The organism is Microvirga sp. 2MCAF38, assembly GCF_052115485.1.
Classification (GTDB): Bacteria; Pseudomonadota; Alphaproteobacteria; order Rhizobiales; family Beijerinckiaceae; genus Microvirga.
In genome coordinates this window covers 1-21,909 of sequence record NZ_JBFRGU010000011.1, presented here as the reverse complement: position 1 = coordinate 21,909, position 21,909 = coordinate 1, and the positions used below count along the sequence as shown (strand labels likewise).

Below are 21,909 nucleotides of genomic sequence, written 5' to 3'. Positions count from 1 at the left end.
GATCAGGGTCAGGCCGGCGACAACGTGGGCGTTCTGCTTCGTGGTACGAAGCGCGAGGACGTCGAGCGCGGCCAGGTGCTGTGCAAGCCCGGCTCGATCAAGCCGCACACGAAGTTCAAGGCTGAGGCTTACATCCTCACCAAGGAAGAGGGCGGCCGTCATACGCCGTTCTTCACGAACTACCGTCCGCAGTTCTACTTCCGCACGACGGACGTGACGGGTGTTGTGACGCTGCCGGAAGGCACCGAGATGGTGATGCCTGGCGACAACATCGCCATGGAAGTTCAGCTGATCGTTCCGATCGCCATGGAAGAGAAGCTCCGCTTCGCTATCCGTGAAGGTGGCCGCACCGTCGGCGCCGGCGTCGTCGCTCAGGTCTTGGATTAATCATATTCTCTTCGGGCGGCGGTTCGCCGCCGCCCGTTGGTCCACTGTAGGAGTGTAGCTCAATTGGCTAGAGCACCGGTCTCCAAAACCGGGGGTTGGGGGTTCGAGTCCCTCCACTCCTGCCAGTGGATCGACAAAGCGGGCGTTTTGCGTTAGAGAGCGCCGCGACAATATGAGTTTTCATTAGGTGGCGCGAAGCTTAAATGCTCCGCGCCCCTTCAATTTGGGCCCGCGAGAGCCCATCAGAGGACGTTCCGTGGCCCAATGGGGCACGGGCGGAGCGCGATGGCGAAGACGAACCCGTTTGACTTTATCCAGCAAGTCCGCTCTGAGGCCGCGAAGGTCACTTGGCCGACCCGCAAGGAAACCATGATCACGACGGCCATGGTGTTTCTGATGGTCGTTCTGGCGAGTGTCTTCTTCTTCGCGGCCGATCAGCTGATGGGCTGGGGTGTCCGCTTTATCATGGGACTGGGCGGCTAGTGAGGTGGATGCGATGACGAAGCGTTGGTACATCGTCCACGCTTATTCGAATTTCGAGAACAAGGTTGCTCAATCCATCAAGGATCAGGCAGCCCAGCGTAATCTCGAAGACAAGTTCGAGGAAGTTCTGGTTCCCACCGAGAAGGTGGTCGAAGTGCGCCGCGGCCGTAAGGTCGACACCGAGCGCAAGTTCTTCCCAGGTTATGTTCTCGTGAAGTGCGACCTCACCGACGAGGTCTATCACCTGATCAAGAACACCCCGAAAGTGACGGGCTTCCTCGGTGCGGATAAGGCCAAGCCTGTTCCGATCCCGGATCGTGAAGCCGAGCGCATCAAGGGACAGGTGGCCGAGGGTGTCGAGCATCCCAAGCCGTCGGTTCATTTCGAGGTGGGCGAGCAGGTCCGTGTTTCGGATGGCCCCTTCGCTTCTTTCAACGGCATCGTCGAGGATGTCGACGAAGCTCGGGCTCGCCTCAAGGTGGCGGTGTCCATTTTCGGCCGCGCCACGCCGGTCGAACTCGAATACGGTCAGGTCGACAAGCTCTGACTGTTGGCGAGTGGCGAATTGCGAGTGGCGAATGGAAGCTGATGCTCTATTCGCCATTCGCCACCCACCATTCGCTTTTCACTCGCGGGAGGTCCGCCCGGTCGCCAGCCGGGAGCATTCAGGGCCGGACCGCGATCTGCAACCACCGTCTCGTCCGATTGGCATCGGAGGGATGGTCCATTGGGGAGCAGTCCCATGGCAAAGAAAATCTCGGGCTACGTTAAGCTCCAGGTACCCGCCGGCGCCGCCAATCCGTCGCCGCCAATCGGTCCCGCGCTCGGTCAGCGCGGCTTGAACATCATGGAATTCTGCAAGGCCTTCAATGCGAAGACCTCGCAGATGGAGAAGGGCACGCCGATTCCGGTGGTTATCACCGCGTATCAGGATCGTTCCTTCACCTTCGAGATGAAGCAGCCGCCGGTGTCGTACTTCCTCAAGAAGGCGGCAAAGCTCGAAAAGGGCTCGCAGACCCCGGGCAAGGGCGCCAAGGCCGGTAAGGTCACGCGCGCTCAGATCCGTGAGATCGCCGAAAAGAAGATGGTCGATCTCAACTGCGACAGCGTTGAATCCGCCATGGCCATGATCGAGGGCTCCGCGCGCTCGATGGGCCTTGAAGTGGCGTAAGGGAGGGTACGATGGCTACTAAAGAAGGTAAGCGCGTCCGCGCAGCCCGCGAGGGCATCGAACCCACCAAGCTCTACACCATCCAGGATGCGGTGAAGCTTCTCAAGGAACGCGCCAAGGCGAAGTTCGACGAGACCGTGGAAGTCGCCATGAATCTCGGCGTCGATCCGCGTCACGCCGACCAGATGGTCCGTGGCGTCTGCAACCTGCCGAATGGCTCGGGCCGTACGCTCCGCGTGGGTGTGTTCGCTCGTGGCGCGAAGGCCGAAGAGGCCAAGGCGGCTGGTGCGGATGTTGTCGGCGCTGAGGATCTCTTCGAGATCGTCAACGGCGGCACGATCGATTTCGATCGCTGCATCGCGACCCCGGACATGATGCCGCTCGTCGGCCGTCTCGGTAAGGTGCTCGGCCCGCGCGGCATGATGCCGAACCCGAAGGTCGGCACCGTGACCATGGACATCAAGGCCGCCGTCGCTGCCGCCAAGGGCGGCGCGGTCGAGTTCCGCGTCGAGAAGGCTGGTATCGTCCATGCCGGTATCGGCAAGGCCTCGTTCGACGAAGCCAAGCTTGTCGAGAACATCAAAGCTTTCGCGGATTCCGTCGCCAAGGCGAAGCCCGCCGGCGCCAAGGGCACCTACATCCAGCGCATCGCGATCTCCTCGACGATGGGCCCGGGTGTGAAGGTCGATCCGTCGTCGGTCCTGAACGGCTAAGGTTGTCTAGCATCGCGGTGGCCGAGTTCCGGCTGCCCTGCGATCCATGAATCGAAAGCCCGGCAGAAATGCCGGGCTTTTTTCTTGACCGCCTCATGGGGCTATTGACCCTTAGAAAATTGCAACTTTATTCTTTTTACGATGCCGCTCGACCACTTTTCCGGCTTTCTCACTCTTCTCGAAGCGATAAGCGTTGTCGCAGCCGCGTTCTGCGCGATCTATCGCATCTTTGTCGGGCGCACGACGATCCGGACCATCCTAAAAGACATATGGTCTGAGCAGATCTCCGCGGACCGGGTGGGGGCTTGAAACCGACTTCCGCCGTTCTTAACTGCCTAACTCCGTATCGTCACATGCTGCAATTTCCCCCTTGGCATTTGCAGCAAAACGGCTTATGGAACGCGTTCTAGATTCATGAACATCGCCGTCCGGCAGGAGCTGCTGTCTAGAGTAGCGGAGCCGGCGGCAACGAATCCGCTTCGGAGACGAAGCGGTGACAAGCCGGAAAGGTCAAAGGGAAACCTTTGGCTTCATCCGGCTATGTCCTGTCCGAGACTGCAGGCGCTGGCTTGCCCAGCTTAATTCGTGAGGGCCTGCATAGACGGGGGAAGCCGAATTTTAATCCGCGAAAGCGGATGTCGAAGATCGGTTCGAACCATCTCACCCGGCTTGCCCGACAGGGCGCGCTTGGGGGACAGGGCTTGCGAGAGCGTCGCTTGAGGGCGACTCGGGACGCAAGTCGCGAGGTCCTTAGGCGGCAGATGCAACCGGCGGAATTTTTCCGCCAACCGGAGAGAGCCAAGTGGAAAGAGCAGCAAAACGCGAGCTCGTCTCGACGCTCAACGGCGTGTTCACGAACACGAACGTGGTCGTCGTCGCCCACTATGCTGGCCTGACGGTCGCCGACATGCAGAAGCTGCGCGCGCAGATGAAGCAGGTTGGCGCCACCGTGAAGGTCGCAAAAAACAGCCTCGCCAAGATCGCTCTCGAAGGCACGGACGTCGCGTCCATCTCGGGCCTTATGAAAGGTCCGACCCTGATCGCTTATTCGAGCGATCCGGTCGCGGCGCCCAAGGTCGCTGTCGATTTCGCCAAGGCTAACGACAAGCTCGTTATTCTCGGCGGGGCAATGGGCACGACCACCCTGAATGTGGACGGAGTCAAGGCACTTGCCACTCTGCCGTCCCTTGATGAACTGCGCGCCAAGCTGGTCGGCCTTATCCAGGCTCCGGCTACCAAGATCGCTCAGCTCTCAACAGCGCCGGCGGCGAAGCTCGCCCGCGTTTTCGGGGCCTATGCCAAGACAGGCGAAGCGGCGTGAGGCCGTAACCCTTAACCATCAACTGTTCGAACCGAACTTAAGGACTGAAATCCATGGCTGATCTTGCCAAGCTTGTTGACGATCTTTCGTCGCTGACCGTTCTCGAGGCTGCTGAGCTCGCGAAGCTCCTCGAAGAGAAGTGGGGCGTTTCCGCCGCTGCTGCCGTCGCTGTTGCGGCTGCTCCGGCTGGTGGTGGCGGCGCTGCCGCTGCTGAAGAGCAGACCGAGTTCACGGTTGTTCTCGCTTCGGCTGGCGACAAGAAGATCGAAGTCATTAAGGAAGTCCGCGGCATCACGGGTCTCGGCCTGAAGGAAGCCAAGGACCTCGTCGAAGGCGCTCCGAAGCCCGTCAAGGAAGGCGCTTCGAAGGACGAAGCCCAGAAGATCAAGGAAACCCTTGAGAAGGTCGGCGCTAAGGTCGAGCTCAAGTAATTTTCACGGCCGCAAGGTCGTGAAAATTCCCCGGACTCGGTTCGGGGGACAAAAAACCAGCGGTCCCAGGCTCTTTTTGCTTGGGGCCGTTGTGTCGTCCAAGACGGTGAAGCGTCAGGGCGGCGGTTACGGGCTCTGGAATGGGTCCGATTTCGGTGGTGCGAGCTGGCGGCAATAGACCGCTGGGCGGCTGGTCCGGCCCCTGGGCAAGGGGCTCGATCAGCCGTTTATGAGGAACGAGGTCCAGATGGCCAATACACTGATCGGCCGGAAGCGTATTCGCAAGTTCTTCGGGAAAATCAAGGAAGTGGCGGAGATGCCGAACCTCATCGAGGTTCAAAAGGCATCCTATGACCAGTTCCTGATGGTCGACGAGCCCAAGGGCGGTCGCCTGGAAGAGGGCCTTCAGGCCGTCTTCAAGTCGGTTTTCCCGATTTCGGACTTTTCGAATACCGCTCTGCTCGAATTCGTGAAGTATACGTTCGAGCAGCCGAAATATGACGTCGACGAGTGCCGTCAGCGTGGCATGACCTTTGCCGCGCCGCTGAAGGTCACTCTTCGTCTGATCGTGTTCGATGTGGATCCGGATACTGCGGCTCGATCGGTCAAGGACATCAAGGAGCAGGATGTCTACATGGGCGACATGCCGCTCATGACGGACAACGGCACCTTCATCGTCAACGGTACCGAGCGCGTCATCGTCTCGCAGATGCACCGTTCGCCGGGCGTGTTCTTCGATCACGACAAGGGCAAGACCCATTCCTCGGGCAAGCTGCTCTTTGCCGCTCGCATCATCCCGTATCGCGGTTCCTGGCTCGACATCGAGTTCGACGCCAAGGACATCGTTTATGCCCGCATCGACCGGAAGCGTAAGCTCCCGGCGACGTCGCTTCTCTACGCGCTGGGCCTGAACGGTAACGAAATTCTCGATACCTTCTACAACCGCGTCGTCTACAAGAAGGCGAAGAAAGACGGCTGGCGTGTTCCCTTCGATGCCGAGCGCATGAAGGGCTTCAAGGCCAGCGTCGACCTGATCGACGCCGATTCCGGCGAGGTCGTGCTCGAAGTCGGCAAGAAGCTGACCGCCCGTACCGCTCGCCAACTCGCCGAGAAGGGCCTCAAGGCTCTTCGCGCGGCTGACGAGGACCTCTACGGCCAGTACATCGCCGAAGATCTCGTCAACATGAAGACGGGTGAGATCCATGCCGAGGCCGGCGACGAGATCAACGAGAAGCTCCTGAAGGGGTTGGAGGAAGCCGGCTACGCCGAGATTCCGGTGCTCGACATCGATCACGTCAATATCGGTCCCTACATCCGCAACACGCTTGCCGTCGACAAGAACTCCTCGCGCGAGGAAGCCTTGTTCGACATCTACCGCGTCATGCGTCCGGGCGAGCCGCCGATCCTCGAGACGGCGGAAGCGATGTTCCATTCGCTGTTCTTCGATTCCGAGCGCTACGATCTCTCGGCAGTCGGTCGCGTGAAGATGAACATGCGTCTCGACCTCGACGCCGAGGACACTGTGCGCACGCTGCGTCGCGAGGACATTCTCGCGGTAGCCAAGGCGCTCGTGGATCTGCGCGACGGCAAGGGCGAAATCGACGACATCGATCACCTGGGCAACCGTCGTGTGCGTTCGGTCGGCGAACTCATGGAGAACCAGTATCGCCTGGGCCTCCTGCGCATGGAGCGCGCCATTAAGGAGCGCATGTCCTCGGTCGATATCGACACGGTCATGCCGCAGGATCTGATCAATGCGAAGCCGGCGGCCGCCGCCGTGCGCGAGTTCTTCGGCTCGTCGCAGCTCTCGCAGTTCATGGATCAGACCAACCCGCTCTCCGAAGTCACGCACAAGCGTCGTCTTTCGGCGCTTGGCCCGGGTGGTCTCACCCGCGAGCGCGCCGGCTTCGAGGTGCGCGACGTTCACACCACCCATTACGGCCGTATCTGCCCGATTGAGACGCCGGAAGGTCCGAATATCGGTCTCATCAACTCGCTGGCGACCTTCGCCCGCGTGAACAAGTACGGCTTCATCGAAGCGCCTTTCCGTCGCGTTCGCGACAGCAAGGTGACGACCGAGGTCGTCTATCTGTCGGCCATGGAAGAGGCGAAGTACAACGTCGCCCAGGCCAACGCCGATATCGATGCCGGTGGTAAGCTGACGGAAGAACTGGTTGTCTGCCGCCGCGCCGGTGAAACGATCCTCGTTTCGCCCGACCGCGTCGACCTCATGGACGTGTCGCCGAAGCAGGTTGTTTCGGTTGCGGCCGCGCTCATCCCGTTCCTCGAGAACGACGACGCGAACCGCGCGCTCATGGGCTCGAACATGCAACGTCAGGCCGTGCCGCTCGTGCAGGCTGACGCGCCGTTCGTCGGAACGGGTATGGAAGCCGTCGTCGCTCGCGACTCCGGCGCTGCCATCGCGGCCCGCCGCGCAGGCATCGTCGATCAGGTGGATGCGACCCGTATCGTTATCCGCGCGACGGAAGAGACCGACCCGACCAAGCCCGGTGTCGACATCTACCGCCTGCAGAAGTTCCAGCGCTCGAACCAGTCGACCTGCATCACGCAGAAGCCGCTGATCCGCGCCGGCGACATCGTGCGCAAGGGCGACATCATCGCCGACGGTCCCTCGACCGATCTCGGCGAGCTGGCGCTCGGCCGTAACGTGCTCGTCGCGTTCATGCCCTGGAACGGCTACAACTTCGAAGACTCGATCCTGCTTTCCGAACGCATCGTGAAGGACGACGTCTTCACCTCGATCCACATCGAGGAGTTTGAAGTGATGGCCCGCGATACGAAGCTGGGTCCTGAGGAAATCACGCGCGACATTCCGAACGTTTCGGAAGAGGCGCTGAAGAACCTCGACGAAGCCGGCATCGTGTACATCGGTGCGGAAGTTCATGCGGGCGATATCCTCGTCGGCAAGATCACGCCGAAGGGTGAAAGCCCGATGACGCCGGAAGAGAAACTTCTGCGCGCCATCTTCGGCGAGAAGGCTTCCGACGTTCGCGATACCTCGCTTCGCGTGCCTCCGGGCGTCACGGGCACCATCGTGGAAGTCCGTGTCTTCAACCGTCACGGTGTCGACAAGGACGAGCGCGCTCAGGCTATCGAGCGCGAGGAAATCGAGCGTCTCGCCAAGGACCGCGACGACGAGCAAGCGATCCTCGACCGCAACACCTATGCCCGTCTGGCTGAAATTCTCGACGGTCAGAAGATTGTCGCAGGCCCGAAGGGCGCCAAGAAGGATGCGAAGCTGACGCGCGAAATGCTCAGCGAACATCCGCGTTCGCAATGGTGGCAGTTCGCCGTCGCCGACGACGCGCGCATGACGGAAATCGAAGCCATCCAGAAGCAATACGACGAGTCCAAGAAGCGTCTTGAACAGCGCTTCCTCGACAAGGTCGAAAAGCTTCAGCGCGGCGACGAACTTCCGCCCGGCGTCATGAAGATGGTCAAGGTCTTCGTGGCGGTGAAGCGCAAGATCCAGCCGGGCGACAAGATGGCCGGCCGTCACGGCAACAAGGGTGTCGTGTCGCGTATCGTTCCCATCGAGGACATGCCGTTCCTCGAGGACGGCACGCATGCCGATATCGTGTTGAACCCGCTCGGCGTGCCGAGCCGCATGAATGTCGGTCAGATCCTCGAGACGCACCTTGGTTGGGCTGCTGCCGGTCTCGGCAAGCAGGTCGCCCTGGCGGTCGATGTCTACATGAAGTCGGGCAAGGCCAAGGCGCTGCGTGACGAGCTGTCGGCGATCTACGGCAAGTCGTCGGACATCGACGAGGCTTCGGATGAGGAACTTGTCGAGCTCGGCAAGAACCTGCGCCGCGGCGTTCCTTTCGCGACGCCGGTCTTCGACGGCGCGAAGGAATCCGACATCGAGGCGATGCTGGCGAAGGCGGGTCTCGACCCGTCGGGTCAGGTCACGCTCTATGACGGACGCACCGGCGAGTCCTTCGATCGTAAGGTCACTGTGGGCTACATCTACATGCTGAAGCTCCACCACCTGGTCGACGACAAGATCCACGCCCGTTCGATCGGTCCGTACAGCCTCGTTACCCAGCAGCCGTTGGGCGGTAAGGCGCAGTTCGGCGGTCAGCGCTTCGGTGAAATGGAAGTGTGGGCGCTCGAAGCTTACGGCGCCGCGTACACCTTGCAGGAAATGCTCACCGTCAAGTCGGACGACGTGGCGGGCCGCACCAAGGTCTACGAAGCCATTGTTCGCGGTGACGACACGTTCGAGTCCGGTATTCCGGAGAGCTTCAACGTTCTCGTGAAGGAAATGCGGTCTCTCGGCCTGAATGTGGAGTTGACCAACTCCAAGCAGGTCGCGGGCGAGCAGGACCAACTGCCTCCCTCCGAGGCAGCGGAATAAGCGGCGCGACGCGCGAAGTTTGACGATCGGGCCGCGGCCATTTCGAGCCGCGGCATCATTCAATTGCCGGAGAGGGAGCCGCATCGGCCCCTCCAGCTAGGAGACGACGATGACTCAAGAGGTCATGAATCTCTTCAATCAGACGGCCCAGCCGCAGAGCTTCGATCAGATCAAGATCTCGATCTCGAGCCCGGAAAAAATTCTGTCCTGGTCCTACGGTGAGATCAAGAAGCCGGAGACCATCAACTACCGCACGTTCAAGCCCGAACGTGACGGCTTGTTCTGCGCGCGCATCTTCGGTCCCATCAAGGATTACGAGTGCTTGTGCGGCAAGTACAAGCGCATGAAGTACAAGGGCGTGATCTGCGAGAAGTGCGGCGTCGAAGTGACCCTCGCGCGCGTTCGGCGCGACCGTATGGGCCATATCGAGCTGGCCGCTCCCGTCGCTCACATCTGGTTCCTGAAGTCGTTGCCGAGCCGCATCGGTCTGTTGCTCGACATGACGCTCAAGGATCTGGAGCGCATTCTCTATTTCGAATCCTACATCGTCGTCGATGCGGGTCTGTCGCCGTTGAAGGACCGTCAGCTCCTCACGGAAGACGAATACATCCGCGCTCAGGACGAGTACGGCGAGGATTCGTTCACGGCCATGATCGGCGCCGAGGCGATCCGTCGTATCTTGCAGGAACTCGACCTTGAGAAAGTCGCGGCCGATACCCGCGAGGAAATCTCGACGACCACTTCGGAACTGAAGCCGAAGAAGCTGATGAAGCGCCTCAAGATCATCGAGGCGTTCATTCAGTCCGGCAACAAGCCCGAGTGGATGATCCTGACCGTCGTTCCGGTGATCCCGCCGGATCTGCGCCCGCTCGTCCCGCTGGACGGCGGTCGCTTCGCGACATCGGACCTGAACGATCTCTATCGCCGCGTCATCAACCGCAACAACCGCTTGAAGCGGCTGATCGAACTGCGTGCGCCGGACATCATCATCCGCAACGAGAAGCGCATGCTTCAGGAAGCGGTTGACGCTCTGTTCGACAACGGCCGCCGTGGCCGCGTCATCACGGGCGCCAACAAGCGTCCGCTGAAGTCGCTCGCCGACATGCTCAAGGGCAAGCAGGGCCGCTTCCGTCAGAACCTGCTCGGCAAGCGCGTCGATTACTCGGGCCGTTCGGTCATCGTGGTGGGTCCGGAGCTCAAGCTCCATCAGTGCGGCCTGCCGAAGAAGATGGCGCTCGAACTCTTCAAGCCGTTCATCTACGCCAAGCTCGACGCGCGCGGCCTGTCCGCCACCGTCAAGCAGGCGAAGAAGCTGGTCGAGAAGGAGAAGCCCGAGGTTTGGGATATCCTGGACGAAGTCATCCGCGAGCACCCGGTTCTCCTGAACCGCGCGCCCACGCTGCACCGTCTCGGTATCCAGGCGTTCGAACCCACCCTGATCGAGGGCAAGGCGATCCAGCTGCACCCGCTCGTCTGCGCCGCGTTCAACGCGGACTTCGACGGCGACCAGATGGCCGTTCACGTGCCGCTGTCGCTCGAAGCGCAGCTCGAAGCACGCGTGCTCATGATGTCGACCAACAACATCCTGCACCCGGCCAACGGTCAGCCGATCATCGTGCCGTCGCAGGATATCGTTCTCGGTCTCTACTATCTCTCCATCATGTCCGAAGGCGAGCCTGGTGAGGGCAAGGCTTTCGCAGACATGGGCGAGATCGAGCATGCCCTGAACGCGAAGGTCATCACGCTTCACACCAAGATCCGCTATCGCTGGGAAGGCCTCGGCGAAGACGGAAAGCCCGTGACCAAGATCATCGACACGACCGCCGGTCGCGTCATGCTTTCGCGCCTCGTGCCGTCGCATCCGAACCTGCCTTACGAAGTCGTGAACAAGCTCATGACGAAGAAGGAAATCTCCAACATGATCGATGCCGTGTATCGGCATTGCGGTCAGAAGGAGTCGGTGATCTTCTGCGATCGCATCATGAAGCTCGGTTTCTACAATGCGTTCCGCGCCGGCATCTCGTTCGGCAAGGACGACATGGTGATCCCGGAGAACAAGTGGGAGATCGTCGAGGAGACACGCACGCTCGTGAAGGATTACGAGCAGCAGTATCAGGACGGTCTGATCACCCAGGGTGAGAAGTACAACAAGGTCGTCGACGCCTGGGCGAAGTGCTCGGACCGTCTGGCCGGCGAGATGATGAACCGCATTTCGTCCGTCAAGAAGGACGAGAACGGTCGCGATAAGCCGGTCAACTCGATCTACATGATGTCCCATTCGGGTGCTCGTGGTTCGCCAGCGCAGATGAAGCAGCTCGCTGCTATGCGCGGCCTCATGGCCAAGCCGTCGGGCGAGATCATCGAAACGCCGATCATCTCGAACTTCAAGGAAGGCCTCGACGTTCTCGAGTACTTCAACTCGACCCACGGCGCCCGTAAGGGTCTGGCCGACACGGCGCTCAAGACGGCTAACTCGGGCTACCTGACCCGCCGTCTCGTGGACGTGGCGCAGGACGCGGTCATTCGCGAGCCGGATTGCGGGACCGACAAGGGCATCCGCATGCGGGCCATCATCGACGCGGGCCAGGTGGTCGCGACGTTGACTTCCCGCATTCTCGGCCGCTCGACGGCTGAGGATCTCGTGGCGACCGACGGCACGATCATCGTTCCCACGGGCACGATGATCGAGGAGCAGCATCTGGAGGCGATCAACGCTGCCGGTATCCAGGAAGTGAAGATCCGTTCGGTGCTCGTCTGCGCATCGAAGAACGGCGTCTGCGCCACCTGCTACGGTCGCGATCTTGCTCGCGGTACTCCGGTCAACCACGGCGAAGCGGTCGGCGTCATCGCGGCGCAGTCCATCGGCGAGCCGGGCACGCAGCTTACCATGCGTACCTTCCACATCGGTGGTGCTGCGCAGATCGCAGACTCGTCATTCGTCGAGTCGAGCTTCGAAGGCACGATCAGCTTCCGCAACAAGAACATCGCCCGTAACTCCGATGGCGAACTCATCATCATGGGCCGTAACGTGGCGGTGGTCATCACCGGTTCGGACGGAACCGAGCGGGCGGCGCACCGTCTGCAATACGGTTCGCGTCTCAAGGTGGATGAGGGCGACAAGATCAAGCGCGGCCAGCGTATCGCCGAGTGGGATCCCTACAGCCGTCCGATCCTCACCGAGATCGACGGTACCGTGGGCTACGAGGATCTCGTCGACGGCCAGTCGATGATCGAGTCGATGGACGAGTCCACCGGCATCGCCAAGCGCGTCGTCATCGATTGGCGCGGTTCGGCCCGTACGGCCGACCTGCGTCCGGCGGTGATCATCGAGGGCAAGGGTGGCAAGGTCGCCAAGCTTGCTCGCGGTAGCGACGCTCGTTACCTTCTGCCGGTCGATGCGATCCTCGCGGCCGATCCGGGCACGAAGCTCAAGGCCGGTGACGTGCTCGCACGCGTCTCGACGGAGAGCGCCAAAACCCGCGACATCACGGGCGGTCTGCCGCGCGTGGCGGAACTGTTCGAGGCGCGTCGTCCGAAAGATGCGGCGATCATTGCGGAGAAATCCGGTACGATCCAGTTCGGCCGCGACTACAAGAACAAGCGTCGCCTGACGCTCACCCCGCACGATGGCTCCGAGCCGGTGGAATACTTGATCCCGAAGGGCAAGCACATCCACCTGCAGGACGGCGACGTGGTCGAGGTCGGTGATTTCATCGTCGACGGCAACCCGGCTCCGCATGACATCCTTGCGATCAAGGGCGTCGAGGAGCTGGCGGCCTATCTCGTGAACGAGATCCAGGAGGTCTATCGTCTCCAGGGCGTGCTCATCAACGACAAGCACATCGAGGTGATCGTTCGCCAGATGCTGCAGAAGGTTGAGATCACCGACGGCGGCGATTCCGAGCTTTTGAACGGCGAGCAGATTGACCGCCTGGAGCTCCAGGAGATCAACGAGAAGCTCGAGGCCGAGAAGAAGAAGCCCGCCGCTGGCGTGCCGGTTCTGCTCGGTATCACGAAGGCTTCGCTGCAGACGCGCTCCTTCATCTCGGCGGCATCCTTCCAGGAAACCACCCGCGTCCTTACGGAAGCGGCGGTCAACGGTAAGGTCGATACGCTGGAAGGCCTCAAGGAGAACGTCATCGTCGGCAGCCTGATCCCGGCCGGTACGGGCGCTCTCAACGCGCAGCTCAAGGCCGTCGCGACCCGTCGCGACGATCTAATCCTGCAGCAGAAGCGTTCAGAATCGCAGGCCAAGGTCACCGAACTGCCGTCAGCGGCGGAATAAGCTATTCGGTTTGCAACGAAATAAAGAGAAAAGGCCGCCCCCTCGGGCGGCCTTTTTCGTTGCGGGACAAGCAGAAAGTAAACAGTCCCATCCGGCTACGGGTTTTCATTGAGGTTATGTTATGTTATCTCATCGCGATTTACTATAAGAATTCCTTGATCGAGCTTGGCGCAGGAGGTCGGCTCTATGGCACAAACTATCATTAGGGTAGGCAATGAAGTCCGCGTAAACACTACGACGGCGGGCCTCCAAACTGAGCCTCAGATCGCCAGTTTGCCGGGTGGTGGCTGGGTAGTCACTTGGTATGGCAATGGAACCCAGGATGATAACGCCGACGCTGTCGGCGTCTTCCAGCAAGTCTATGATGTTGATGGCAACCCGGTTGGTGGCGAACTTCGTGTCAACACAACGGTAGACCAGTCTCAAGCTAATTCCACAATTACTGCTCTACCTAATGGGGATTGGGTGGTCACGTGGTGGGGACACGGCGCAGAGAATACATCCGGTCATAGTCAAGCTTATCAGCAGGTTTACGGCTTTCGCAACAATGCCATTACGGCCATCGGATCCGAGATCCTGATCTCGATACACAGCGGGGCGTATCCTTCCGTAACGGCGCTGACAGGTGTGAATGCAGGCAAGTGGGTTGTCACCTGGAACGAAAGTGATGCCAGCGTCGGCGGAATTGCCTATCAAATCTTCGGTGCATCGGGCCCGATCGGTGCCCCAACCAAGGTCAATACCAGTCAGTGGGTTGGTGGTTCTAAGGTCATGGCATTGGCCAATGGCGGCTGGGTCGTCACATGGGACGGTGAAGGAACGGTACCGGGTCAAGAGGACGGCTTCTACACCGGCTATGGAGTCTTTCAGCAGGTTTACAATGCTCTCGGCCAGCGAGTTGGCGGCGAGATACGGGTCAATACCACTGTACCCAATGTCCAGCATGATCCCGATGCCGCCACCCTGGCGGACGGACGCTGGGTCGTGGTCTGGTCGGGAGATGGTACCCAGCCGAACAATGTCGACGAAGGAGGAATCTTTCTCCAGGTTTTCGACCAATCCGGCAACAGGCTAGGTGGTGAACTCCTCGTCAATGCCAATACGGAGGGTGCCCGCAGCTCCGCGACAGTCACCGCGCTGGCCAATGGCGGCTGGGTCGTGGTCTGGAAGGCGGATGGAATCTGGGGAAACAACTATGCCGCTCAAGGCCTTTACCAGCAAGTCTATAGCAGTAGCGGCGCCCGGATAGGGAGCGAAGTCAGGATCAGTTCGCATGGAGCTGTCAGTCAACCGGAGGTGGTCGCCTTGGCGGATGGGAGCTGGGTTGTCTCCTGGACCGATATAGCCAATGGCCCGACCAGCGGTAATGATGTCTTCCAGCAGCGCTTCACACTCGACGCGGATCCAACAAGCCATGACCCAACCGCCGTTAAAGTTGGCGGCCAGACGCTTCTAGAGATTGAAGAAAACGGCAATCCGGGCCGCGATATCGGAATGCTGTCCACGTTCGACGTGGATACGGGGCAAGTTTACACCTATACCCTCGTCGAACCAGACGGCTCTATGGATACAGAGACGCCCTTCCTGATCGAGATGGTCGACCAGAACTACAACTACAAGCTTCGGCTCAAACCAGGCACGGTCCTTGATTACGAGGCTTATGAGAACGGTCAGTTTACTATCTGGATCAGGGTCGATGATAATGGCGGCGGAAGTTTCATCCAGCCCATTACCATTAATGTGGCCAACCAAGTCGAACCGCCGACCGCTATTCGTGTCGATGGTCGCACCACGGTCGACGTTGAGGAAAACACGATTCATGCCGATCTCGGCCTGATCACTCGCGTCGGCGGCGACGCAGGGACCTATTCGTACTCCCTCGAGCGCCTCGACCAGAACGCTCCTGATCCGAACGACTTCTTTAAGATCGTGAATGGTCATCTCATACAGAAGGCCGAGTTGAACCACGAGGCTTATGCCAATGGTACATTCACATTCAAAATCAAAGGTCTGATCCCAAACCTCCCTGGGACGGAATATGCGCAGGTCATCACCGTTAACGTAGCCGATGTGCAAGAAGGTCCAGAGAACATCAGGCTCAACAATGTGACGGCTCTTGCGGTTCCGGAAAATACCCCCGCCGGAGCTTTCATCGGTGTACTCAGCGCCGTCGATCCGGAGGGAGATGAGGTCGTAAAATATAATCTCCTCAACCCGAATCCCTTGGTTGAAATCGTTCAAGACCCAACGGATCACCTCTGGAAGGTCCGTCTGCTGGTCGGTATCGATTTCGAAACCATGGGAGGGAGGACCCTCGATCTTATCGTTACGGCTAAAGATGATCACGGAAATCTTTCGAGGAACCAGATCATCAGCCTCTCAGTTTCTGACGTCCCGGACGCTCCAACAGATATCATCTTATCGAACAACGCCATCGATGAGTTGGCATCGAACGGCACGGTGGTCGGTACCATTAGTGTCACGGAGGATTTCGATCTCACTTATGCCTTCGATGACGAGCGTTTCACGATTGTCGGCAATAAGCTCATCGTGAAAAACGGGTACAAGCTCGACTATGAGCAGGCGCGCTCGCATGCTCTGGTCGTCCATGTAACCGGTCTCGAGGGGATTGCCTTCGACAAGACCCTCGTGGTCAATGTCAACGATGTGAACCCCGAGTTCACTCTTGGATCGACCGCAAACGACGTGTTCTACGGCGGTGCGCTCAACGATACGCTCTCCGGCAATCTCGGCAACGACCGTCTGTTCGGCGGAGCGGGTAACGACATTCTCTCGGGAAATGCCGGCAATGACACCCTCTCGGGCGGGGCCGGCAAAGATACGCTCACGGGCGGCAAATACTCGAAGGCGGACCCGAACAAGGATGCCTTCCTGTTCGACTTCAAGGTCACGAAGCGGGACTACAAGCAACACATCGACAAGGTGAAGGATTTCCAGGCCAAGTATGACGCGCTCTATTTCGACGACGCGGCATTCACCAATAAAGCCATTGTCAAATATCTCAAGAAAAAGGGCGCTAGCCTGGACAAGCCGATCAAGATGAAAAGCGGTTGGATCTCCCTGTCAGACGTGCCGAAAGACAAGGATGACTATTTCACCCTAAAGAAGGTGAGCTCCAAGACCTATAAGCTGTACTTTGACGCCGATGGGGTGGGGACCAAGGAAAAGGCGCTCGAAATCGCCACCATTACCTACGATAAGAAGTACGGCGAGCCTTCCTATAAGGATTTCTTCTTCATCTGACGGGCAGAGGAGGGACGGGGGTAGGCTCAATTCGCCAGCGAGGCAAAACGAGGTTCCGCACTCGGGCTTTGAAGCGACTGGACTTTCCCGCTGGCCGTAGATTTTCGCCTGTCGAAGCGCCTAGCTTCGATCGATGCCATCTAAACGCTGTCGAACGCGGCGGAAACGCTCTAGGGCACCGTTGGCTAGCGAAATGGCCACCCAGAGCGACCATTCTCATTCGGATGGCCCGTCGATCCTGATGAGGCCGATCTTGGAGAGCAGGAGGAGCGCGTGAACGAGCACTGGCTTGCTCACATCAGTCTCGTTCTCCAGAATTGCCTCCACGGATTTTTCTTCTGGGCCAAGCCCCTGCCAAAATTGCAGAAGTGCTGCTTCGGACATGTGACCGAAGGCCGATAGCATCGAGGCTTTCAAGCTGAGCCGCTCCGCAGCATCGTCTACATCGAGCGATGGATCGACGCGGACGACGTGCCTGAGCGAAAGCAACGCTGAGGGGAAGCTCGCAAAGAGTTCGAAGGGGTCCGGGCGGGCAGGCCAGGCTTTGGCGAGAGAGCGTACCGTCTCAAGACCGTTATTTTCGGCATTCCGAAGAGAAGCGAGCTCCTCCCATAACCGCTCGTAGCTACGAACGATGACTTTCCAATCGAAGGCCTCTCTCGCCCGAGCGGCCCCGGCGGCTCCCATCCGCCGCCGTAATTCCGGGTCGGCGGCAAGGCTTTCGAACGCCTGAGCAGTTGCATCGATATCGACAGCCGTCCCGGTCGAAGCTTGACCGATATAGACATCGTAAGAATCGATTTCGAGAGCATGGCGGATTGCTCCCTTGTGCCCGGTTCCAGGAGGAGCCGAGAGGGTCGGGATCGTGAAACCGTCCACGCCGTTGCGCACAGTGTCCTTGTATCCGTCCCAATCGCTCACGATGACCGGCAGGCCGGAGGCCATGGCTTCGATCGGGGTCAGGCCAAAGGTTTCCTGAATATTGTCGGACAGAGAGCAGAAAATATCGGAAGCCGACCAGGCCCGGGCGGAGATTTCCGCGTTTCTGCCGTCTAGCACGATCGAGCGGACGGAAGGGCAAAGCTTGGCCCGAGCCTCCTCGAAGGCCTTCTCGATGGCTTCGTTCGCAAACCAGCCGCATTCGATGAGAACGACCCGATGGCGCGCGCAGAGACGCTCCAAGGCAAGGTACATCGGAACCGGGTTGGCTTTGGCATGAAAGGATAGCCGCCCGAGGAAGAGAACGACGATATCGTCCGTCCCGATGCCCAGACTGGCGCGGGCCTGAGGTCGCTGAGCAATGTTGTTGCTCCGTTCTTCGCAATTCACACCGAGAGGGATAACGGGCAGTTGCGGAAGCGTGAACCGCGTCGCCCCCAGGTGACGGACGAGATATTCGGCCTGACGCTGAAGCAGCTTTGACACCACCTCGCGGGATGCCTTCGAGGTGCAGATGAGCGCGTCCCAGGGCTGGAAGGGCAGGGTAGGAAAGCTCGCCAGCGCATCCATCACCAGCGCGGAGGAGAGCGTGTGGTTGACCCCTGTCAGGCTCCAGGAACGTGGCCCGTGTACGTGGCGCTCCCAGACCTGAGACGCCGTGATAATGCTGGGCGTGAACAGGCACCCGATCCCGTTCAGCTTGGAGACCTGCTGCGAGGTGATGAAGGACGCCCTCCGGGAGGGAACGTGATTCTCGACCACGGACTGGAAGTGTCGACCGGTTCGATCATTCTTGACGAACCCGGTAACAGCTTCCGCCGATGCATGGCGACTGAAGGCCGACAAGAAGCCGAATCCTGCGTAGTGGCGGCCCATCGGCTTCTGTTCTGGAATCGTGAAAGCGTCGCCTTCGAAATGGATCGCTGCGTTCAAGTCGTTTCTCCCAACTTGAGAGACGTGATACCGTATCGGAGGGTTTGAAAACCCTCCGTATATGGATAGGGTGGGCTCCTTGAGACCGGTAAAGCGACCCTGCCGAAGAGATTGTTGGAAATCAGTTGACTTTCCACGACTCGGGGGATAGAGAACCCGGACTTTCCGACGGGCCGTAGGTGTTCGCGAGTTGAAGCGCCCAGCTTCGACTGATGCCGCCTAAACGCTGTCGAACTCAAAACTGACTGACACATCGTCAGCTTGAGGCACGAGTGCGGTGAGAAATCACCGTGATCCTCTGCACTCGCAACACGCTAAAGGCTCTTCGTGGCCGATGGCGTGATTTCGTTTTGCGCCGATCCGAAGGATTGGCCGAATCGAAGCGATGCAGAGCTGAACCGTAGAATTTTGGACTAGTGCCACCTTTGTCGGTGGCCGGTGAAAGAGGGCACAGGATGCCAACGATCAGCCAGCTGATCCGCAAGCCGCGGACAGCCCAGAAGAGCCGGAATAAGGTTCCCGCGCTTGAGGCATGCCCGCAGAAGCGGGGTGTGTGCACGCGCGTTTACACCACGACTCCGAAGAAGCCGAACTCGGCGCTTCGTAAGGTCGCTAAGGTCCGTCTGACGAACGGCTACGAAGTGATCGGTTATATCCCCGGTGAGGGCCATAACCTTCAAGAGCACTCCGTGGTCATGATCCGCGGCGGCCGCGTGAAGGATCTTCCGGGTGTCCGTTACCACGTGCTCCGCGGTGTCCTCGATACCCAGGGCGTCAAGAATCGTAAGCAGCGTCGTTCGAAGTACGGCGCCAAGCGTCCGAAGTAGGAGTTACCCTCATGTCCCGCCGCCATAGCGCCGAGAAGCGTGAGATCATCCCGGATGCCAAGTTCGGGGATATCGTCGTTACCAAGTTCATGAATTCGATCATGTACGACGGTAAGAAGTCTGCTGCCGAAGGCATCGTTTACGGTGCGTTCGACATCATCGAAAACCGCGCCAAGGCGAACCCGCTCGAGGTGTTCAAGCAGGCGCTCGATAATGTCGCTCCGGCGATCGAAGTTCGTTCCCGTCGCGTCGGCGGCGCCACCTACCAGGTGCCCGTCGAAGTGCGTACGGAGCGTCGTCAGGCTCTGGCGATCCGCTGGATCATCCAGGCTGCTCGTTCTCGCAACGACAAGACGATGGTCGACCGGCTCTCTGCTGAGCTGCTCGACGCCTCTAACAATCGCGGCAACGCGGTAAAGAAGCGCGAAGACACCCACCGTATGGCGGAAGCCAACCGTGCGTTCTCGCATTATCGCTGGTAACGGCAGGACCTTGAGGAGCTGAGCGATGCCCCGCACGCACGCAATTGAGGACTACCGTAACTTCGGCATCATGGCCCACATCGATGCCGGCAAGACGACGACCACCGAGCGTATTCTTTATTACACCGGTAAGTCGCACAAAATCGGCGAAGTGCACGAAGGTGCCGCGACGATGGATTGGATGGAGCAGGAGCAGGAGCGTGGCATCACGATCACGTCCGCTGCGACCACCTGCTTCTGGAACGACAAGCGCCTGAACATCATCGACACCCCCGGCCACGTCGACTTCACCATCGAGGTGGAGCGTTCGCTCCGCGTGCTCGATGGCGCCGTTTGCGTGCTTGACGGCAACCAGGGCGTCGAGCCTCAGACCGAGACCGTGTGGCGCCAGGCCGACAAGTATGACGTTCCGCGCGTCGTGTTCGTCAACAAGATGGACAAGACTGGCGCGAATTTCTTCAGCTGCGTCGCCGACATCATCAAGCGCGTCGCCGGCAAGCCGGTCTGCCTTCAGATCCCGATCGGTGCGGAAAGCGATTTCCGTGGCATGGTCGATCTCATCAAGATGAAGGCCTTGGTCTGGTCTGGTGAGTCGCTGGGTGCGAAGTACGACGAAGTCGAGATCCCGGCCGATCTGAAGGATCAGGCTCTGGAGTATCGCGCCAAACTTGTCGAAGCCGCTGTCGAAATGGACGACGAAGCGATGGTTGCGTATCTCGACGGGCAGGAGCCCGACGAGACGACCCTTCGTCGCCTGATCCGTACGGCTGTTCAGCGCCGCGCGTTCCATCCGGTGCTCTGCGGTTCGGCGTTCAAGAACAAGGGTGTTCAGCCGCTTCTCGATGCGGTCGTGGATTTCCTGCCGTCTCCGGCCGATCGTGAAGCAATCGAAGGTCTTGATTTCAAGACCGAAGAGCCGACGACTCGCCGCCCGAAGGATGACGAAGCCTTCTCCATGCTCGCCTTCAAGATCATGGACGATCCCTTCGTCGGCACGATCACCTTCTGCCGCGTTTACTCCGGCAAGGTCGATACCGGTGCCAACATCCTGAACTCGACCCGCGACAAGAAAGAGCGCGTTGGTCGTATGCTTCTGATGCATGCGAACAACCGCGAGGACATCAAGGAAGCCTATGCGGGCGACATCGTCGCTCTCGCCGGCCTCAAGGAAGTCCGCACGGGCGACACGCTCTGCGATCCGAACAAGGCTGTGATTCTCGAGCGGATGGAGTTCCCTGAACCCGTCATCGAGATCGCCATCGAGCCGAAGTCGAAGGCCGACCAGGAGAAGCTTGGTCTTGCTCTCGCGAAGCTCGCTGCAGAAGATCCGTCCTTCCGCGTTTCGACCGACCAGGAGTCGGGCCAGACGATCCTGAAGGGCATGGGCGAACTGCATCTCGACATCAAGGTCGACATTCTCCGTCGTACCTACAAGGTCGATGCCAATATCGGTGCTCCGCAGGTTGCCTATCGTGAGACCATCACGAAGAAGGCTGAGATCGACTACACCCACAAAAAGCAGACCGGCGGTACAGGCCAGTTCGCTCGCGTGAAGATCGTCGTTCAACCCAACGAACAGGGTGCTGGTTTCACGTTCGACTCGAAGATCGTGGGTGGTGCTGTTCCGAAGGAATACATCCCGGGCGTCGAAAAGGGCTTGAACTCGGTGATCGGCGCTGGCGTCGTTGCGGGCTTCCCCGTAGTCGACGTGAAGGTCGAACTGATCGACGGCGCATTCCACGAAGTCGACTCGTCGGCTCTGGCCTTCGAAATCGCCTCGCGTGCGGCACTTCGTGAAGGTCTTCAGAAGGGCGGCTCGGTTCTTCTCGAGCCGGTGATGAAAGTCGAGGTTACGACGCCGGAGGACTACACCGGTTCCGTGATCGGTGACTTGAACTCCCGTCGTGGCCAGATCCAGGGCCAGGACATGCGCGGGAATGCCGTGGTCATCAATGCGATGGTCCCGCTCGCCAACATGTTCGGTTACGTGAATACCCTGCGTGGCATGAGCCAAGGCCGGGCGAGTTACACCATGCAGTTCGACCACTACGAACAAGTGCCATCGAACGTGGCTGCCGAGGTTCAGGCGAAATACGCCTGAACCCTTTGAACAAGAACTGACTATCAAAACGAACGGGTGCCACGATGGCGAAGGAAAAGTTTGAGCGGAATAAGCCGCACTGCAACATTGGAACGATTGGCCACGTTGACCATGGCAAGACGTCCTTGACGGCAGCGATTACGAAGGTTTTGGCGGAGTCTGGTGGTGCGACGTTTACGGCGTACGACCAG

The 21,909-nt window shown here is 59.6% G+C and carries 14 protein-coding genes, 1 tRNA gene and 1 pseudogene; 15 read left to right on the top strand and 1 reads right to left on the bottom strand.

Features of this window, described 5'->3' with window-relative positions; genetic code table 11:
- The 11 genes and pseudogenes from tuf to AB4072_RS16975 form a co-directional block, all read left to right on the top strand.
- Positions 1 to 387 (top strand): annotated as a pseudogene (tuf, locus tag AB4072_RS17025) (elongation factor Tu); the annotation flags it as partial.
- Between the two features lie 48 nt (positions 388 to 435).
- Positions 436 to 512, top strand: a tRNA-Trp gene (locus AB4072_RS17020).
- Positions 513 to 672: 160 nt separating this feature from the next.
- Positions 673 to 870: a preprotein translocase subunit SecE gene (gene secE / locus AB4072_RS17015; protein ID WP_441969903.1), complete on the top strand. Its 198-nt coding sequence runs from the start codon at positions 673 to 675 to the stop codon at positions 868 to 870.
- Between the two features lie 13 nt (positions 871 to 883).
- Positions 884 to 1,417, top strand: coding sequence for a transcription termination/antitermination protein NusG (nusG, locus tag AB4072_RS17010; RefSeq protein WP_441969901.1), 534 nt, complete (start codon positions 884 to 886; stop codon positions 1,415 to 1,417).
- A 195-nt stretch (positions 1,418 to 1,612) separates the two neighbouring features.
- The gene (gene rplK / locus AB4072_RS17005; protein ID WP_441969899.1) at positions 1,613 to 2,041 is read left to right on the top strand and encodes a 50S ribosomal protein L11; all 429 of its coding nucleotides are present in this window, start codon (positions 1,613 to 1,615) and stop codon (positions 2,039 to 2,041) included.
- 11 nt (positions 2,042 to 2,052) lie between these two features.
- Entirely contained in the window at positions 2,053 to 2,754 is a 702-nt protein-coding gene (gene rplA / locus AB4072_RS17000; protein ID WP_441969897.1) for a 50S ribosomal protein L1, read from the top strand.
- Between the two features lie 802 nt (positions 2,755 to 3,556).
- Positions 3,557 to 4,075 (top strand): 50S ribosomal protein L10, encoded by a 519-nt coding sequence (gene rplJ / locus AB4072_RS16995; RefSeq protein WP_441969895.1) that lies wholly within the window; start codon positions 3,557 to 3,559, stop codon positions 4,073 to 4,075.
- Between the two features lie 53 nt (positions 4,076 to 4,128).
- Complete coding sequence (gene rplL, locus AB4072_RS16990; protein ID WP_441969893.1) at positions 4,129 to 4,506, top strand: 50S ribosomal protein L7/L12; 378 nt, start codon at positions 4,129 to 4,131, stop codon at positions 4,504 to 4,506.
- Between the two features lie 247 nt (positions 4,507 to 4,753).
- Positions 4,754 to 8,887: a DNA-directed RNA polymerase subunit beta gene (rpoB, locus tag AB4072_RS16985; protein ID WP_441969892.1), complete on the top strand. Its 4,134-nt coding sequence runs from the start codon at positions 4,754 to 4,756 to the stop codon at positions 8,885 to 8,887.
- Between the two features lie 109 nt (positions 8,888 to 8,996).
- Positions 8,997 to 13,172, top strand: coding sequence for a DNA-directed RNA polymerase subunit beta' (gene rpoC, locus AB4072_RS16980; RefSeq protein ID WP_441969890.1), 4,176 nt, complete (start codon positions 8,997 to 8,999; stop codon positions 13,170 to 13,172).
- A gap of 186 nt (positions 13,173 to 13,358) precedes the next feature.
- The gene (locus AB4072_RS16975) at positions 13,359 to 16,436 is read left to right on the top strand and encodes a hypothetical protein (protein WP_441969888.1); all 3,078 of its coding nucleotides are present in this window, start codon (positions 13,359 to 13,361) and stop codon (positions 16,434 to 16,436) included.
- Positions 16,437 to 16,652: 216 nt separating this feature from the next.
- On the opposite strand, the gene AB4072_RS16970 is transcribed toward AB4072_RS16975, so the two are convergent.
- Entirely contained in the window at positions 16,653 to 18,308 is a 1,656-nt protein-coding gene (locus AB4072_RS16970; protein WP_441969887.1) for a glycosyltransferase family 4 protein, read from the bottom strand.
- A 455-nt stretch (positions 18,309 to 18,763) separates the two neighbouring features.
- On the opposite strand from AB4072_RS16970, the gene rpsL reads away from it, so the two are divergent.
- The 4 genes from rpsL to AB4072_RS16950 form a co-directional block, all read left to right on the top strand.
- Positions 18,764 to 19,135 carry a 30S ribosomal protein S12 gene (gene rpsL, locus AB4072_RS16965; RefSeq protein ID WP_112664709.1) on the top strand — a complete coding sequence of 124 codons (372 nt, stop codon included), beginning with the start codon at positions 18,764 to 18,766 and terminating at the stop codon, positions 19,133 to 19,135.
- Between the two features lie 11 nt (positions 19,136 to 19,146).
- Positions 19,147 to 19,617 carry a 30S ribosomal protein S7 gene (rpsG, locus tag AB4072_RS16960; RefSeq protein ID WP_441969884.1) on the top strand — a complete coding sequence of 157 codons (471 nt, stop codon included), beginning with the start codon at positions 19,147 to 19,149 and terminating at the stop codon, positions 19,615 to 19,617.
- Between the two features lie 25 nt (positions 19,618 to 19,642).
- Positions 19,643 to 21,718, top strand: coding sequence for an elongation factor G (gene fusA, locus AB4072_RS16955; protein ID WP_441969882.1), 2,076 nt, complete (start codon positions 19,643 to 19,645; stop codon positions 21,716 to 21,718).
- A gap of 44 nt (positions 21,719 to 21,762) precedes the next feature.
- A partial coding sequence (locus AB4072_RS16950) for a GTP-binding protein (protein WP_441969905.1) occupies positions 21,763 to 21,909 on the top strand: 147 nt, incomplete at its 3' end.

What these genes read in the sequence shown, in the direction of transcription:
- secE (WP_441969903.1), top strand. Translation starts at nt 673, where the DNA reads ATGGCGAAGACGAACCCGTTTGACTTTATCCAGCAAGTCCGCTCTGAG.
- nusG (WP_441969901.1), top strand. Translation starts at nt 884, where the DNA reads ATGACGAAGCGTTGGTACATCGTCCACGCTTATTCGAATTTCGAGAAC.
- rplK (WP_441969899.1), top strand. Translation starts at nt 1,613, where the DNA reads ATGGCAAAGAAAATCTCGGGCTACGTTAAGCTCCAGGTACCCGCCGGC.
- rplA (WP_441969897.1), top strand. Translation starts at nt 2,053, where the DNA reads ATGGCTACTAAAGAAGGTAAGCGCGTCCGCGCAGCCCGCGAGGGCATC.
- rplL (WP_441969893.1), top strand. Translation starts at nt 4,129, where the DNA reads ATGGCTGATCTTGCCAAGCTTGTTGACGATCTTTCGTCGCTGACCGTT.
- rpoB (WP_441969892.1), top strand. Translation starts at nt 4,754, where the DNA reads ATGGCCAATACACTGATCGGCCGGAAGCGTATTCGCAAGTTCTTCGGG.
- rpoC (WP_441969890.1), top strand. Translation starts at nt 8,997, where the DNA reads ATGACTCAAGAGGTCATGAATCTCTTCAATCAGACGGCCCAGCCGCAG.
- AB4072_RS16975 (WP_441969888.1), top strand. Translation starts at nt 13,359, where the DNA reads ATGGCACAAACTATCATTAGGGTAGGCAATGAAGTCCGCGTAAACACT.
- rpsL (WP_112664709.1), top strand. Translation starts at nt 18,764, where the DNA reads ATGCCAACGATCAGCCAGCTGATCCGCAAGCCGCGGACAGCCCAGAAG.
- rpsG (WP_441969884.1), top strand. Translation starts at nt 19,147, where the DNA reads ATGTCCCGCCGCCATAGCGCCGAGAAGCGTGAGATCATCCCGGATGCC.
- fusA (WP_441969882.1), top strand. Translation starts at nt 19,643, where the DNA reads ATGCCCCGCACGCACGCAATTGAGGACTACCGTAACTTCGGCATCATG.